Genomic DNA, 15841 nt, shown 5'->3' with positions numbered 1-15841 from the left:
CTTAGCCAAACACCGGTTCGGGATATCCTACCCGTGCCAGATACAATCCTTGCGGCGGGCATACCGGCCCACAGGCCGCTCGGTCAACCGCCTCAAGCGCATCGCGAACGTCCTCAGGCGTCCATGCCCCAGCCCCCACTCGCTCTAACGTGCCAACGAAGCTACGTACCTGATTGTGCAGGAACGATCGGGCGCGAACATGGAAGTGGATTTCGGCCCCCGAGAAGCCCTGAACCTGTTCCAGCCGCAACTCATCCAGTGTTTTGACCGGGCTGGCGGCCTGACAGATGGATGAACGGAAGGTGGTGAAGTCATGTCGCCCGATCAGCATATCCGCCCCGGCCTGCATCGCTGCAACGTCCAGAGAATGATTGATCTGCCAGACCTGCCCCTTGTCGTGGGTTGCAGGTGCGCGACGCATCAGGATACGGAACAGATATTGCCGCTCAAGCGCCGAAAACCGCGCGTGCCAATCATCATCCACTCGTGCAGCTTGCACGATCGCGACAGGCTGCGGTTTGAGGTGATAATTCAACGCCTCGGACAGGCGGAATGGGTCCCATTCTTTGACCAGATCGCAATGCGCCACTTGTCCTAGCGCGTGAACCCCCGCGTCGGTACGACCGGCGGCGGCGATGGTGTGTTCTCCGGGTTCGATCCGCGAAAGCGCTAGTTCGATCGCGCCCTGAACCGAAGGTAGCTCCTTTTGCCGCTGCCATCCGGCAAACGGTTCCCCTTGGTATTCGACTTGCAGCGCGTATCTGGGCATGGGGCGCTGGTATCGCGCCTTGGTCGGACGGGCAAGGGGGCGAAAGCTCTGGCAAGTGCCGCAACCGCTACCTATCTTGGGCAAAACGATAATTGCGGGGCGACAGCTTGGTCATCTCATCTTTGGCAGACAGTCTGGTGCGCGGCGTCGAATCCGTGGGTGACCGTGTGTCCGAGACATTCTTCGAGCCGGTCATCCGGCTGGGCGTCACGGGATTGGCGCGGTCGGGCAAGACGGTGTTCATCACATCACTGGTCGCCAACCTGCTGGATCGGGGCCGCATGACCGGTCTTGTGGCGCAGCAAGAGGGGCGCGTCACCGCCAGCTATCTGCAGCCGCAACCCGACGACACCGTGCCCCGTTTCGATTTCGAATCCCATCTGTCCGTGCTGACCGGACCAGCGCCGCACTGGCCGGACAGCACGCGTGCTGTTTCCGAGTTACGCCTGTCCTTCAAAGTCCAGCCCGCAGGTCTGCTTTCGGGATTGCAGGGCCCTCGAACATTGCATCTGGACATTGTGGACTATCCGGGCGAGTGGCTGCTGGATCTGGCCCTACTGGACAAACCCTATGAAGATTGGTCGCGGGACACGCTGGAACACATATCCAATCGCCCACAAGCAGGGGCATTTCTGGCAAAGGTTCAGGCGACCGACCCAACCGCGCCACATGATGAGCCGCAGGCGCAGGACCTCGCCCGCAGCTTCACCGATTACCTGAATGCCGCGCGTGATGCCGGTTTCTATGACTGCACTCCCGGACGGTTTCTTCTGCCGGGCGATCTGGCCGGGTCTCCTGTGCTGACATTCGCGCCGCTCCCGGTGTCGGGGGCGTCAATTCGGCGTTCACTACACCGCGAGATGGAGCGGCGGTACGAGGCGTACAAATCGCGTGTGGTCAAACCTTTCTTTCGCGACCACTTTGCCCGGATCGACCGGCAGATCGTTCTGGTAGATGCGTTGGGGGCAATCCATAAAGGCCCGCAAGCGGTCGAGGATATGCGCCGCGCGATGGCCGATATCCTGTCGGCCTTCCGCCCCGGTCGCAACGCATGGCTCAACAGGCTGCTGCTTGGCAAGCGGGTCGAGCGTATCCTGTTTGCGGCCACCAAAGCGGACCATCTGCACCATCTGCAGCACCCGCGCCTGACCGCGATCATTGAGGCCCTGACCCGTGAGGCCCGCGACCGCGCCAGCTTTGCCGGGGCTGAAACTGCGGCCTTATCGTTGGCTTCACTTCGGACAACGACGGAAGAGATGCGCAGCCATAACGGCGTAGAACTGCCATGCGTGCGCGGCACTCTGCTAGATAGCGGTAAGCAGGCGGCCTTTTACCCCGGTGATTTGCCAGAGGACCCTGCCCATCTGCTGGGCCCCGCGCGCAATGGGGCCGAGCGATGGCTGGGCGAGGACTATGGCAATATGGCCTTTGCACCCGCACATTTGACCCTGAATCCCGGTGACGGTCCGCCACATATTCGGCTGGACCGGGCTGCGCAGTTTCTGATCGGAGACCGGCTGTGAACGTGACCCTTCGCCCCGCTCGCAGTACCGATGCCGGAACCACAGGCGCTATTCTGCACGGGTTCGCCCGCGAAAACGACTGGATGCCTGAACTGCATTCTGAGGCCGAGACCATTGCGTTTTGCGGCAGGATGATTGATCTCGGCTGGGTCACGGTGGCCGAAAAGCAAGGGCAGGTGGCCGGATTTCTGGCGTTGAATGGGGACGAAGTGCAGTCGCTCTATCTGGCGGCCTCGGCGCGCGGGCAGGGGATCGGGCAGCAATTGCTGGATCGTGCCAAAACGCAGCGTCCCACGCTCAACTTGTATGCGTTTCAGGCCAATCCTTCCGCATGCCGGTTCTATGAGCGCAACGGCTTTGTTGAGGTCGCACGCGGCGATGGGTCCGAAAATGACGAAAACCTGCCCGACATCAGATATGTCTGGACGCGCGAGGAGTTGGTCGATGGCTAAAGGCCCTGTTTTGATTGATCTGGAAGACGATGCCTCGACAGTTGATGTCTCGGCCGCGCCTCCTGTTCCGGACATCGCGCCTCCGCAGGGGCAGGCGATGCAGGCAGCGGTACGGTTTGCAGCGCGGAAACCTTCGGTTTTAGCGCGTTGGTTCTGGGGGCTGACATTAGCCGTTGTGGGGGCGGTGGTCTCGGTCGCCGCATGGGATTTCGCCATCTCTCTGCTGGAACGCGCACCAATTCTGGGTTGGATCGTCACCGGTCTGATCGCTGCGCTGTTGCTGGTCGTCCTGATCATTGCACTGCGCGAGTTGGCCGCAATCAGCCGTCTGTCTCGCGTCGACGGGCTGCGGCGCGCGGCGGACACAGCTTTATCAGACGAGGACTTGTCGCAAGCCCGCGCGGTAACCACGCGGCTGATTGCGTTCTATAAGGGACGCGACGAAACACGCTGGGGTCGCGACCGTTTGACCGAACGCATGGGAGAGCAATTCGATGCGGCAACTCTGCTGAGCTTGGCCGAAGACGAATTGCTGGCCCCGCTGGACGCTGCCGCCAGCCGCGAGGTCGAGGCCGCAGCCCGGCAGGTTGCCACCGTTACCGCTTTGGTTCCGCTCGCGCTGGCCGATGTCGCGACCGCGCTGGCAAGCTCATTGCGAATGATCCGACGCATTGCGGAAATCTATGGCGGTCGCGCCGGTTTCTTGGGCAGTTGGCGCCTAACCCGCGCGGTATTCGTGCATCTGATTGCAACTGGCGCGGTGGCAGTGGGGGATGATCTTCTGGAGCCGATTTTGGGCGGCTCAGTCCTCAGCAAATTGTCGCGCCGGTTCGGTGAGGGGCTGGTCAACGGCGCGCTCACCGCCCGCGTGGGTGTCGCTGCGATGGAGGTCTGTCGACCTTTGCCTTTCTCGAAACGCCACCAGCCCTCGACCCGTGGCATGATCAAACGCGCGCTCAGCGGGTTGTTCTCCAGGACTTGATCTGGCGCAAGGCCATGCCTGAACCTGTCCTGCATAAACAGGACGGAGCCAGCCATGACCGAACACGGCCACAGCCAGCAAGAGGTTTTCGAACGGATCAATGCGCCTCCGGGGCGTGGGCTTCTGCGCGATGTGGTTTATGGCGGCATCGATGGCTCAGTCACGACATTCGCGATCGTTGCCGGAGTGGCCGGGGCAGGTTTGTCACCTTTTGTCATCGTGGCACTTGGGTTGGCCAACGTGCTGGCGGATGGTTTTTCGATGGCGGCGGGCAACTACTCGGGAACCAAGGCCGAGCTCGATAACATCCACCGTATTCGCGCTATCGAGGAACGGCATATCAAGTTGTATCCGGATGGCGAGCGAAAGGAGGTGCGCGAAATCCTCGCACAAAAAGGCCTTTCAGGCAGCGTTCTGGATGACGCGACGGCTGAAATCACTTCGAATCACGACAATTGGGTCGACCTGATGATCGAGGGCGAATACGGGCTGAGCAGCGTCGACCCGCATCCCCTCAAAGCCGCGATGGCGACGTTCTTCGCCTTTCTGATCGCGGGGATGATTCCGTTGTTGCCGTTCCTCTTATCCGTTGCAAATGCGTTCACGGTATCGGCCTGGATGACTGCGGGCGTATTCTTTGCCATTGGCGCGATGAAAAGCCGGTGGTCGCTTGCCCCCTGGTGGCGATCAGGCGGAGAAACCCTGCTGATCGGGGGTGCCGCGGCAGCTATCGCCTTCTGGGTTGGCTCGTTGTTTCACCCCTGAATGGTGCTGTTGTCGCGGGCGGGATGATCAGGCTGGTCCTCAGAATCTGATCCGCTAAGGTGTTGTAAACTAATGCGAGGCACCTCGTGGCTACGGACCGTCCTGAGAAAACTGTTTTGGTGCTGGGCGCTTATGGCTTCATCGGTGCTGCGGTCGTTCGGTCGCTGCATGCGGATGGCGCCTGTGTGAAGGGGCTTGTGCGCAGCCAGAAGACGGCTGAGAGGGTCCTTCCGGATATTGCGCTGATCTCGGGGGATCTACGTGATTTCAAGTCGGCGGCGGATTGACGGGGCTATCGCGGGCAGCCGAGATACTCTCGCGCAATGGTTGGCCCGTTGGGATTGGCAACGCGAGCGTGGTGTTTTGGTCGATGATCAATATCGCGCAGGGGCTGGCAATCTTGTGGCGTCCGTGGGCCGCGCGCGCTTGCCTCGCGCAGCCTGCAATCGCCGCTTTCTATCTGATCGCCGCCACGGTGACGGCGCCTGAACTGTGGCTCGACCCTTTGGGGCCGTTGGTCAAGATAGCGCCGGCTTTGATGCTATCACTGATCACGCGACCCATGTTGGAGAGCCGCTGATGGACCCGGATCTGATCTTGCGTTGGCTTCACGTGATCGGAGCATGCGTTCTATTGGGCACTTGCGCGGGGATCGCCTTTTTCATGCTGATGGCGCACCGCACGGCAGATGCACGGGTGATTGCTCATACGGCGGGAATCGTGGTGCTGGCCGACACAGTTATTACGGCCACCTCAGTCATTTTCCAGCTGATCACCGGCGTGTTGCTGGCCTGGCAACTGGGCTGGTTGCTGTCGGAGGGTCGGATCGCGATATCACTGCTGCTTTACGTACTGACCGGCCTGTTCTGGCTGCCGGTGGTTTGGATTCAGGTGCGTCTGAGGGATTATGCAAGGCAGGCTGATCGGGATGGTACCTCCTTGCCAAGCAGTTACGACGAACTGTTCCGCAGATGGTTCGCTTGCGGTATTCCGGCCTTTGCCGCAGTGCTGGCGATCCCTTGGCTGATGCTGGCACGCCCTCACATCCTGCTTTTATAGGCCGATTACCTGTGCAGCAGGCGGTATCCATGCGCATTTCCAGACTATAAACCAGCCTGTCTGCACGGTACGTTTGGCGCATCGTATCCCGGAGGTTTCGGTTGGAATCCTTGCTTGTCCTCGTTGGTCTGATCGTTCTGGCCATTCCTGTTTCGATCATCGCTTTGCTGATTGGTCAATCGCGGTTGCGTAAGCGCGTCGAACAGCTTGAGCGGCAATTGGCCAGGCAAATACCGGAAAGCGGCGCCGAAACCTCCAAGACATCAAGGCCGGAGCCGACGACGGCGCAAACCAAGCCTGATCCTTGGGCAGCGGCAAAAACTTCATCTGCCACTGACGAAAATCAATCGGATGTGCCGCAGGCCTCTGAGGCTGACGATCCTCCTGCCACCATCGTTTTTCGTGAGGAAAAGATTGCCGTGCTGGGCGCGTGGATGCGTGAAAACTGGTTCTACGCGGTTTCGGCGTTGTCACTGGCGTTGGCGGGGATTTTTCTGGTTCAGTACGGGGTTGAGAACGGGCTGTTGCCACCCACCGCGCGGGTCGCCGCAGCCCTGATCTTTGGCCTTCTGCTGATTGGGTCAGGTGAAGTGATCCGCCGCCGCTTCGGCGATGACGAGGACGCGTCGACCGCTTATCTACCATCGGTCTTCTCGGGCGCGGGTCTGGTGACCTTGTTTGGTGGCGTCCTTGCCGCGCGCCAGCTTTATGATCTGATCGGCCCCGAGGCCGCTCTGGCCGGTCTCGTTATCATCGCTCTGTTTGCGTTGGTCTTGGGATGGTTCCACGGGCCGCTGCTCGCCGCCGTAGGCCTAATCGGAGCCTTTGCCGCGCCCTTTATGGTTGGAGGCGCATCGGACGATCCCAGTTGGCTTTATGGTTATTTCTTTATCATCGCCATTTTGGGTTTGGGTATCGATACCGTCAGGCGTTGGGCATGGATTTCCATTCTGACGCTAGTGGGTGCATACGGGGCGGCGTTTTTGCTGGTGCTGTCTTCCCCCTCCACGGAACCGGGGTATCTGACCTGTGTGACAGTACTGGCGCTGATTGCGATGGCGATACCCGTGCGCAGTATCTGGCCCGACCACACCGGCCCGATGATTGCTGAAGTCATTCGGCGACGGGAAGGGATTCCATGGCCCGTGTTTCCAACCCGAATTGCCTTTGGTGCGGTTCTCATCAGTTCCATCATCCTGTCGCTGCATTGGTCGGATTCAAGCGGTGAGTTTTGGCTGGGCGTTGCTCTGTTTACCGCTTTGATACTGGCGCTGATGCTTTGGACAAAAGCTGCGCGTGCTTTGCAGGATGTGACGGTGCTGCCTGCGTTGGGTCTGATCTGGTTTGTTCTGCTGCACGGGTTGGACGGTGGCTCCGTGTGGCGCGGCTTTGCCGACACATACGTGGAAACGGCCGAGGTCAATTATCCTTGGGTAGTCACGCTATTGGTTGCCCTTGGGGCCTTGACCAGCGTGCTCGCTGCGTGGCGGTCCTTCCACGCCGGGCGCTACGCTGTGGTCTGGGCCGGGGGTGCAGCCCTATATGCCCCGACGCTGGCGATCGCGCTTGAAGTCGGATGGCAGCCTGCAAGCGTGATCGGTGCTTATGCGTGGGCCTTACACGCAATCGCATTAGGCGCGATGATGGTGGTTTTGGCCGAACGGTTTGCGCGGGCCGATGGTGAGAAACGGATGCGGCCTGCCCTGGCGACTCTGTCTGCGCTATCGTGCCTTAGCTTTGCTTGCATCATCGTACTCAGCTCTGCCGCATTGACCGTAGCACTTGTCGCCATGATTGTTGTGGCCGCGGCGCTGGACCGGCGATTTGTTTTGGCTCCGATGAGTTGGTTCATTTGGGCGGGTGTGTTCACGGTGACCGTACGGCTGGTGCTCGACCCGGGGCTCGATTGGGCCGAAACCGCGCCTTTGATCGAAATGACCTTGGTCTATGCAGTGGCGGTTGCCGGGTTCATCATGGGGTGGGCGTTGCTAAGGTCCTTGGACCGCCCGATTGCCTCATTGCTGCTTGAAAGCGCAGCCTGGGCAACGGCGGGAATATTGCTATCGCTCTTGTTGCTGCGCTGGCTGGAAAGCTTCGGAGAAGGCGGCGCTACAGACAGCCACTGGGGGCTGGGGCTGCTTGCAGTGATCTGGCTGCTGCTGGCTTTTGCACAAATACAGCGGTTCGAGCTTGGCGGTAAGCTGAACTACGCGCGTTACGCGCTCGCGGCGTTCTTTGCGGCACACGGCATGATGCGTCTGGTTCAGGCTTTGTCTGAGGCTAACCCGTTGCTCGACCCATTTGCCGATCCCGTGCTCGGCCCGCCGGTGCTGAACACGTTGGCGGTGGCCTATCTGTTGCCTGCGCTGGCCATCGGCTTCTCGGCTTGGCGCGTCGTGACGCAGCCCGTGCTACTGAAGCAGATCAGTTATGGGGTCGCCGGTGCCCTGATCGCGTTTTGGCTGGGGCTTACAATCCGTCATGTCTGGCAGGGGGCGGGTGGCATGTATGAAGGCAACGGCGTCACCCAGCCCGAGCTTTATTCATACACTATCACCTTGTTGGTGGTCGGCGCAGGGTTGTTCTACCAGTCGCTGGCCCGCCGGTCCGATTTGATGCGCAAGGCCGGTTTGGCCGTGATTGGCCTCGCGGTGGCCAAGGTGTTTCTGATCGATATTGCCGGATTGGGCGGGCTGATCCGGGTGTTTTCGCTGTTGGCGCTCGGTCTCGCACTGGCGGGTCTTGCATGGCTCAATCGCTGGGCCAAGCTGCGCCATTCGTCGCAAGACCCGGAACCTCTGGACCATTGAGAGCAGGCGTCCTATAAGCGCGGCCATGTTTGACCGGCTGGCCATCATTATTCGAATTATATCCCCGGCGCTCTGATATCGCGAGACGCCGGGCAAAGGTGCTTGAGTTATCGCACTGACCGCTTCGATCCATACACGACCAGAACATCCTGAGGACGCCCCAAATGTGCGCCGAAACACCTGACTACAAAGACACGCTGAACCTGCCGAAAACCGAATTCCCCATGCGTGCAGGCCTGCCCAAGCGCGAGCCAGCATGGCTGGACCGCTGGGAAAAGATCGGCGTCTATGACCGCCTTCGCGAGAAAGAGGGTCGCAAACCTTTTACCCTGCATGACGGCCCTCCTTACGCGAACGGCCATCTGCATATCGGCCACGCACTGAACAAGACCATCAAGGACATGATTGTTCGGTCCCATCAGATGATGGGCTACGATTCACGCTATGTACCCGGCTGGGACTGCCATGGCCTGCCCATCGAATGGAAGATCGAGGAACAGTACCGCAAGAAGGGCAAGAACAAAGACGAGGTGAACATCGTCGACTTCCGTCAGGAGTGCCGCAAGTTCGCCGAAGGCTGGATCGACATCCAACGTGAAGAGTTCAAGCGTCTGGGCATCACCGGCAACTGGCCCGATCCTTATATCACCATGGATTACCATGCCGAGGCCGTGATCGCCGACGAGTTCATGAAGTTCCTGATGAATGGCACGCTCTATCAGGGCTCCAAGCCCGTGATGTGGTCCCCCATCGAAAAGACCGCGCTGGCCGAAGCCGAGGTCGAGTATCACGACAAGGAAAGCTTCACCATCTGGGTGAAGTTCAAGGTTGTGAACACCGGCGATGTGACGCTGGACAACGCTTATGTGGTGATCTGGACGACGACCCCATGGACGATGCCCTCGAATAAGGCCGTGGTCTATGGCGAGGATATCTCCTACGGCCTCTACGAAGTCATCGGCCGCCCCGAGGAGTGCTGGGCGCGGATCGGTGAACGCTATCTACTGGCTGATGACCGTGCGGCGGATGTGTTTGCCCGCGCGCGTCTGGACGATACGATGTACCGCCGCCTGTGTGATGTCACGCAGGAGGATCTTGCCAAGATCCAACTGGCACACCCGCTGGCCGGGGCCGAAGGTGGCAATGGCGAATGGGACGACATCCGCGATTTCCGCGCCGCTGAGTTTGTGACCGACACCGAAGGCACTGGCTTTGTCCACTGCGCGCCGTCGCACGGGATGGAGGAATTCGAGCTTTACCGTGATCTGGGGATGTTGGAACAGGTCATCACTTACAACGTGATGGATGATGGCAGCTTCCGCGCCGATCTACCGTTCTTTGGCGGTAAATATATCCTGTCCCGTAAGGGCGGTGAAGGCGATGCGAACAAGGCCGTCATCGACAAGTTGGCCGAGGTTGGCGGGCTGCTGGCGCGTGGCAAAATCAAGCACAGCTATCCGCATTCGTGGCGCTCGAAGGCGCCGATCATCTACCGGAACACGCCGCAGTGGTTTGCCTCGGTCGACCGCAAGCTGGAGGACGGCATGGGCGAGATGGGCGACTCCATCCGTGAACGTGCCCTGCGCTCGATTGATGAACTGGTGAAATGGACGCCGCAGACCGGCCGCAACCGTCTGTATTCCATGATCGAAGCACGCCCGGATTGGGTTCTGTCGCGCCAACGCGCCTGGGGCGTGCCGCTGACCTGCTTCACCAAGAAGGGGGCATTGCCGACCGACGCGGACTACCTGCTGCGCAACGACGAACTTAATGCGCGTATCAAGGCGGCGTTTGAGAAGGATGGCGCAGACGTCTGGTACACGGACGGGTTCAAGGAGAAGACCCTCGACGGTATCGCGAACCCCGACGACTACGATCAGGTGTTCGACGTGCTGGATGTGTGGTTCGACTCTGGCTCGACCCACGCCTTTGTGCTGCGTGATCGTGAGGACGGGACCGCGGACGGTATCGCTGACGTCTATATGGAAGGCACCGACCAGCACCGCGGGTGGTTCCATTCGTCGATGCTGCAGGCTTGCGGCACCAAGGGGCGTGCACCATACCGCAACGTAGTGACCCACGGATTTACGCTGGATTCCAAGGGCAACAAGATGTCCAAATCGCTGGGCAACACCATCGTGCCGGAAGAGGTCGTTAAACAATACGGCGCCGATATCCTGCGCTTGTGGGTGGCTCAGACCGACTACACCGCCGACCAGCGGATCGGACCGGAGATCCTGAAAGGCACAGCCGACAGCTATCGCCGCCTGCGCAATACCATGCGGTTCATGCTGGGCTCGCTGGCGGACTTCACCGAAGCGGATCGGGTTGCGCCTGAAGATATGCCGCGCCTGGAGCGCTGGGTGTTAAGCCGACTGGCCGATCTGGATGAGCAGGTGCGCAAAGGTTATGCAGCATTTGACTTCCAGGGTGTATTCAGCGCCGTATTCACATTCGCCACGGTTGACCTGTCATCGTTCTATTTCGATGTCCGTAAAGACGCGCTCTATTGCGACGGTGACAGCCTACGCCGCCGTGCCGCGCGGACTGTGCTGGATATCCTATTCCACCGTCTGACCACATGGCTGGCCCCAGTTCTGGTCTTCACCATGGAAGAGGTCTGGCTGGAACGGTTCCCGGCCGATGATAGTTCGGTCCATTTAATGGATTTCCCTGAAACGCCCGCTGATTGGCGCCATGAAGAACTGGAAGCCAGCATGGCCAAAGTCCGCCGCGTTCGCCGCGCCGTGACCGCTGCGCTGGAAATTCAACGTCAGGACAAGGTGATCGGATCCAGCCTTGAGGCCGCACCGATCGTGCATGTCGAAGATCAGGAAACCCGCGATCTGCTTGCGACCTTCGACGTGGATGACATGTGCATCACTTCTGGTCTGGCCGTCACAGGCGATCCGGCTCCGGCCGAGGCGTTCCGTGTGCCGGAAATCGAGGGCGTAGCTGTAGTGTTCGAAAAAGCCCAAGGCGACAAATGCCAGCGCTGCTGGAAAATCCTTCCTGATGTTGGGCTGCACGCCCATCCGGGCGTATGCGGGCGCTGCAACGAGGCGCTGAGCTGACATTCGAACGGAGCGCGAGAGAGAGATCGCTGATGCGAGGCTCTGCCTCGCGCTCCGAGGTATTTTTGGCCAGATGAAGAGGCGGATCGTCAGGATTCGGGTTGCAGGTGTGGTGAAACATCTGCAACCGTTCTCTTATGCCGATGATCGCCGTAGAAACTCAGTTTGGTTGCCTTGGTGTCGAAGAGACCAGCGGCGCCATCACGCGTCTTGTCTGGAATGGCCGTGACGAAGGTCTAGCCACCCCGGTTCTGCGAGAAGCGGCGGCGCAGTTGCGTGCCTATGACGAAGGGCGTTTGCAGCAGTTCGAACTGCCCTACCGGATCAAGGGATCGGAATTTCAGCGTCAGGTGTGCGATGCAATGTATGCTATCCCATTTGGTGATACGCGCACCTATGGCGAGTTGGCTAACGACCTTGGCTACTCGGCGCAGGCGGTTGGGCGCGGATGCGGGGGAAATCCCATCCCAATAATTATTCCTTGTCACCGGGTTCTGGGTGCTGATGGGAAGATGGTTGGGTTTTCAGGTCACGGCGGTGTTGAGACCAAAGTGGCTCTGCTGCGTCACGAAGGTGCTGCCAGCCTGTTGATCTGATCGGTACTTATCTGTTGCAATCGGAGCGGCACGGCCCCAACCTATATCGAATAGTGAATTTGAAGGACCGAATTGAATGACCGGCCAGATAGACCCCGCCGCACGTAAGAAAGCCATCATCGATCATCTGATGTCTTTGGAAGAACAGGAACTGGCAACCGCACAGGCACATTATGATGCCTTCCTTAAGGACTCACAGTTGGATGACCGAGAAGGGCATGACAAGGACGACATCGCTGCCTCGCGCGAGAATGCAGATCTGGCGGCCGCCTTTGATGCGCCTGTTCATGCGCATCACGCCAAGATTGACGTGATCGAGAACACCGATTTTGGCCTCACGGATACGGTGCAGCCCGGCGCCGTAATCAAGTTCAACAATCGCCGCTTCGTCGTATGTGTCTCAACGACTCGGTTTGAGGTGGACGGCAAAACCTACATGGGCATTTCGACCCAAAGCCCGATCTATCTGGCTATGGTTGGCCTGCAAGAGGGTGACGTGTTCACCCATAACGGGACAGAGTTTGAGGTTCAGGAAGTCTTGTAATCCCGGGCCTTGCGCGGCGGAATGATCTGCTGCGCAATACCGGCCGAGACCAAATACAAGCTGGTGATCACCAGCCCCCAATGGGCCCAGCTTTCGGGGTGAAAGTCGACCCAGGCGGCCCAGCCTGCAAAAAATGTCCACGCAAAAGCCATAGGCAATGACAGGGTGCGCCAACGCTCGGTCCGGACTGGGTGAATGAATTTCAGCGGCAGGAACATTGCGACAGCCAGCAAGGTGACCAGCAGCAGGATGACCCAGAAGTTGGGCTCCAGGGCGAAGATCGCAATGACGAACATGTTCCAGCAACCTGGAAAGCCAGAGAAGGAATTATCCTTGGTTTTCATACGTGTATCCGCAAAGTACATCGCACTTGCAAAGGTGATGACGATGATTGCGAACCAGCCGGTCCAACCGTCCATCAGACCCGATTTGAACAGGGCAAAGGCAGGGATGAAAACATAGGTCAAATAGTCGATGATCAGGTCCAGCAAGACTCCGTCAAACTCGGGTGCGTTCTTCTTAACGTGATAGTGCCGCGCCAGCGGGCCATCGATGCCATCGACGATGAACGAGACAACGAGCCAGAGATACATCAGGCTCCATTTCTCTTCGACTGCGGCCAACATGGCGAGCATTGCGAAAACGGCACCTGTGGCGGTGAAGAGATGAACGGAAAGCGCTTTGAATCTGAGTGTCATGGTGGTGTCATGACGGAAGCAAGGCGCAGATGCAAAGCAAAAAGGGTCTTTGCTTCAGGCTTTTGGGTGCGTGCGGTTATAGACTTCCATCAACCGGGCCGTGTCGACTGCGGTATAGGTCTGTGTGGTGGAAAGCGAGGCGTGGCCCAAAAGCTCTTGTATCGCGCGCAGGTCACCACCCGCAGACAGCAGATGGGTAGCAAAGCTGTGGCGCATCGCGTGTGGGGTGGCCGTCGCGGGCAGGCCAAGTTGCATCCGTGCCTTGGCGACCACAGCCTGAATGATTCCGGGGTTGAGCGGGCCGCCCCTGACACCTCGGAATAACGCCTTATCGGGGGATTGCGGGTGTGGGCAGAGGTGAAGATAGCGATCCACCGAAGCCCGAGCGCCAGGCAAGACCGGTACGATTCTTTCCTTATCGCCCTTACCCGATATGCGCAGCGTTTCTGGCAGAGGAGCGTCCACACCGGTCAAAGACAACGCCTCGGAAATCCGCAACCCGCACCCGTAGAGGAGCGTCACAACTGCAACATCCCGTGCAGCGACCCAGTCCGATGAGGATTGTAGCTTGACCGTGTCGATCATTGCGCGCGCGGCATCTTCGGCCAGAGGTCGGGGCAGTTTCTTGGTAAATTTGGGCGCTCGGGTGGACAGCACCGCAGTAGGTTCGAACCCTTCGCGTTCGGCCAACCAGCGATAGAAGGTTTTGACGGCAGAAAGCTTGCGCGCCAGAGATCGCGCGCCGACATCAGAATTGCGCTGCTCTGCCATCCAAGCCCGCATGTCAGAAACGCTGATGCGTTCCAGCGCGGCCAGCCCTTGGCGCTCGCTGTGATGCAAGGTCATGAAGGACAGGAATTCTGTCACGTCGCCGCGATAGGCGTTGAGCGTATTTTCAGACCGCCCCGCCAGCGCCCCCAGACTGTCCAGCCAATGCTGCAGTGCATCGCGGCAGGCTGGGGAAATCAGGCTCACGACAGCCAGTGGCGCATAGAGCGTTCGAACACGCCGGCAAAGAAGGCAAGAAGATCAGTGCCAAGCTGAGGTGAGAAATGCCTCGGGTCGCGCGCGCCCATGACAATCATGCCGGGTAGGCGGCCAGTGCCAAGATCGAGTTTCAGGCAGGCCTCGGATCGTAGCTGATCGGCTTGTTTACCGTAAACTTGCGGATTGGGATGGCGGATTTCGCGCAAGGTAACCTCGCGCGGCTGACCGTTGCGGTCAGCAGTCAGATAGCTATCGATAAAGCCGGGCTCAGCCACAGTCAGCACGCCGCCGAGCTGGTTCACCACCGGATCATCACGTACGACGGTTGTTTCGAGGACCAGAGTGATGTGATCGACTCGCAGGATTTCGGCCACGTCATTGCCTAGCGCGCGCAGGAAATCCTCGAACACGGTGGGCTCCAACAGGCGAAGAATGGCGCGATGCACCTGATTTGTGCCCGCCAAGTTCTCATACGCCGCTGCGATGACTGAGCGATGAGTGTCCTCAAGGCGGTCAAGACGCGCCTCAAGCCGCTGCATGGCGATACCGCGCAGGTCGATAACGTTGTCACCACGCGCCTGCTCATTTGCAGCCACCAAGGCCTGCATCAGGTCTTTGTCATCCAGCACGGCGTCAGGCTCAGCCAGAATTGCGGCGCGGAGATTGTCCTTGAGTTTAGGATCGCTGCTCATGTCCCGTCCGGTCGTTTTTTTTGTTTGGCGGGCTTATAACATGGGTTGCTGGATTTGCCTTGGGAAAAATGCACGCGAAAGGCGAATTTCATCGCTGCTGTGGCGGGCGCTCCCGCCTGCCCGGCGCTGATCAAAGATCAGCTTTTGCCGTTGGGCCGGGCGCGGTGCCTGATGGCACCGCGCGGCAATGCTTGGGATCAGAGGATTTTCTGACCTGTCTTGGCCCAGTCGGCCAGGAAAGTTTCAAGGCCTTTGTCGGTCAGCGGGTGGTCGGCCAGTTTTTTGATCACGCCCGGAGGTGCTGTAATCACGTCAGCCCCGATGCGGGCACTGTCGGTCACGTGGTTTACGGTGCGGATCGAGGCGGCGAGGATTTCGGTCTCGAACCCGTAATTGTCATAAACTTGGCGAATATCTGCGATCAGGTCCATGCCATCGAGGTTGATATCATCCAGACGTCCGATGAACGGCGAGATGAAGGTTGCGCCCGCCTTGGCGGCCAGAATGGCCTGATTGGTCGAGAAGCACAGGGTCACGTTGACCATCTGGCCTTCGTCGGTCAGTGTTTTACAGGTTTTCAAACCGGCCCATGTCAGCGGCACTTTGACTGCGATGTTGGGCGCGATCTTGGCCAGCTTACGGCCTTCGGCGATCATGTCGTCGGCCTCGGTGGCGACAACTTCGGCCGAGACGGGGCCGTCGACCAGATCACAGATCTCTTTGGTGACTTCCAGAATGTCGCGGCCCGATTTCAGGATCAGCGAGGGGTTGGTGGTTACGCCGTCCACCATGCCCAGATCGTTCAGTTCGGCGATGGCTTCGATTTCGGCGGTGTCTACGAAGAATTTCATGAGGGCAGTCCTTTGATGGGTTGGCCTTGGTCGCGGATG

At 59.4% G+C, this 15841-nt stretch carries 16 protein-coding genes; 11 read left to right on the top strand and 5 right to left on the bottom strand.

The window, feature by feature from the left end; translation table 11 throughout:
* Nucleotide 1: 1 nt before the first annotated feature.
* The gene (truA, locus tag ACR0I1_RS07120; protein WP_480705609.1) at nt 2–769 is read right to left on the bottom strand and encodes a tRNA pseudouridine(38-40) synthase TruA; all 768 of its coding nucleotides are present in this window, start codon (nt 767–769) and stop codon (nt 2–4) included.
* 107 nt (nt 770–876) lie between these two features.
* On the opposite strand from truA, the gene ACR0I1_RS07115 reads away from it, so the two are divergent.
* From ACR0I1_RS07115 to ACR0I1_RS07065, 11 genes are all read left to right on the top strand, one after another.
* A complete protein-coding gene (locus tag ACR0I1_RS07115) occupies nt 877–2292 on the top strand; it encodes a YcjX family GTP-binding protein (RefSeq protein WP_480705762.1) in 1416 nt (471 codons plus the stop codon).
* A complete protein-coding gene (locus tag ACR0I1_RS07110; protein WP_480705607.1) occupies nt 2289–2744 on the top strand; it encodes an N-acetyltransferase family protein in 456 nt (151 codons plus the stop codon). The genes ACR0I1_RS07115 and ACR0I1_RS07110 overlap by 4 nt, the downstream gene beginning before the upstream one ends.
* Nucleotides 2737–3726, top strand: coding sequence for a YcjF family protein (locus ACR0I1_RS07105; protein ID WP_170636443.1), 990 nt, complete (start codon nt 2737–2739; stop codon nt 3724–3726). The genes ACR0I1_RS07110 and ACR0I1_RS07105 overlap by 8 nt, the downstream gene beginning before the upstream one ends.
* Before the next feature lie 54 nt (nt 3727–3780).
* Entirely contained in the window at nt 3781–4491 is a 711-nt protein-coding gene (locus ACR0I1_RS07100; protein ID WP_480705605.1) for a VIT1/CCC1 transporter family protein, read from the top strand.
* A gap of 86 nt (nt 4492–4577) precedes the next feature.
* On the top strand, nt 4578–4778 hold the full coding sequence (locus ACR0I1_RS07095) for an NAD-dependent epimerase/dehydratase family protein (RefSeq protein WP_170397433.1): 201 nt from the start codon (nt 4578–4580) through the stop codon (nt 4776–4778).
* A complete protein-coding gene (locus ACR0I1_RS07090; protein WP_480705603.1) occupies nt 4775–5071 on the top strand; it encodes a DoxX-like family protein in 297 nt (98 codons plus the stop codon). The genes ACR0I1_RS07095 and ACR0I1_RS07090 overlap by 4 nt, the downstream gene beginning before the upstream one ends.
* The gene (locus tag ACR0I1_RS07085) at nt 5071–5550 is read left to right on the top strand and encodes a DUF2269 family protein (protein ID WP_480705601.1); all 480 of its coding nucleotides are present in this window, start codon (nt 5071–5073) and stop codon (nt 5548–5550) included. Before ACR0I1_RS07090 ends, ACR0I1_RS07085 begins: the two co-directional genes overlap by 1 nt.
* 101 nt (nt 5551–5651) lie before the next feature.
* Nucleotides 5652–8360 carry a DUF2339 domain-containing protein gene (locus ACR0I1_RS07080; protein ID WP_480705599.1) on the top strand — a complete coding sequence of 903 codons (2709 nt, stop codon included), beginning with the start codon at nt 5652–5654 and terminating at the stop codon, nt 8358–8360.
* Nucleotides 8361–8524: 164 nt separating this feature from the next.
* Nucleotides 8525–11434 carry an isoleucine--tRNA ligase gene (gene ileS, locus ACR0I1_RS07075; protein ID WP_480705597.1) on the top strand — a complete coding sequence of 970 codons (2910 nt, stop codon included), beginning with the start codon at nt 8525–8527 and terminating at the stop codon, nt 11432–11434.
* 137 nt (nt 11435–11571) lie between these two features.
* Nucleotides 11572–12030: a methylated-DNA--[protein]-cysteine S-methyltransferase gene (locus ACR0I1_RS07070; RefSeq protein ID WP_170397424.1), complete on the top strand. Its 459-nt coding sequence runs from the start codon at nt 11572–11574 to the stop codon at nt 12028–12030.
* 76 nt (nt 12031–12106) lie between these two features.
* Nucleotides 12107–12574 carry a hypothetical protein gene (locus ACR0I1_RS07065; RefSeq protein ID WP_170733273.1) on the top strand — a complete coding sequence of 156 codons (468 nt, stop codon included), beginning with the start codon at nt 12107–12109 and terminating at the stop codon, nt 12572–12574.
* Here the strand turns inward: ACR0I1_RS07065 and ACR0I1_RS07060 are convergent.
* The 4 genes from ACR0I1_RS07060 to fsa form a co-directional block, all read right to left on the bottom strand.
* Nucleotides 12559–13272 (bottom strand): CDP-alcohol phosphatidyltransferase family protein, encoded by a 714-nt coding sequence (locus ACR0I1_RS07060; protein ID WP_480705595.1) that lies wholly within the window; start codon nt 13270–13272, stop codon nt 12559–12561. The two genes, ACR0I1_RS07065 and ACR0I1_RS07060, sit on opposite strands and share 16 nt — an antisense overlap.
* A gap of 54 nt (nt 13273–13326) precedes the next feature.
* A complete protein-coding gene (locus tag ACR0I1_RS07055) occupies nt 13327–14247 on the bottom strand; it encodes a tyrosine recombinase XerC (protein WP_480705594.1) in 921 nt (306 codons plus the stop codon).
* Nucleotides 14244–14951 (bottom strand): DUF484 family protein, encoded by a 708-nt coding sequence (locus ACR0I1_RS07050; protein WP_170397417.1) that lies wholly within the window; start codon nt 14949–14951, stop codon nt 14244–14246. Before ACR0I1_RS07050 ends, ACR0I1_RS07055 begins: the two co-directional genes overlap by 4 nt.
* Before the next feature lie 197 nt (nt 14952–15148).
* On the bottom strand, nt 15149–15802 hold the full coding sequence (gene fsa, locus ACR0I1_RS07045) for a fructose-6-phosphate aldolase (RefSeq protein WP_480705592.1): 654 nt from the start codon (nt 15800–15802) through the stop codon (nt 15149–15151).
* Between the last annotated feature and the right edge of the window lie 39 nt (nt 15803–15841).

The sequence above is a fragment of the Ruegeria sp. B11 genome (assembly GCF_056539785.1).
This window is presented reverse-complemented; position numbering and strand designations above follow the sequence as displayed.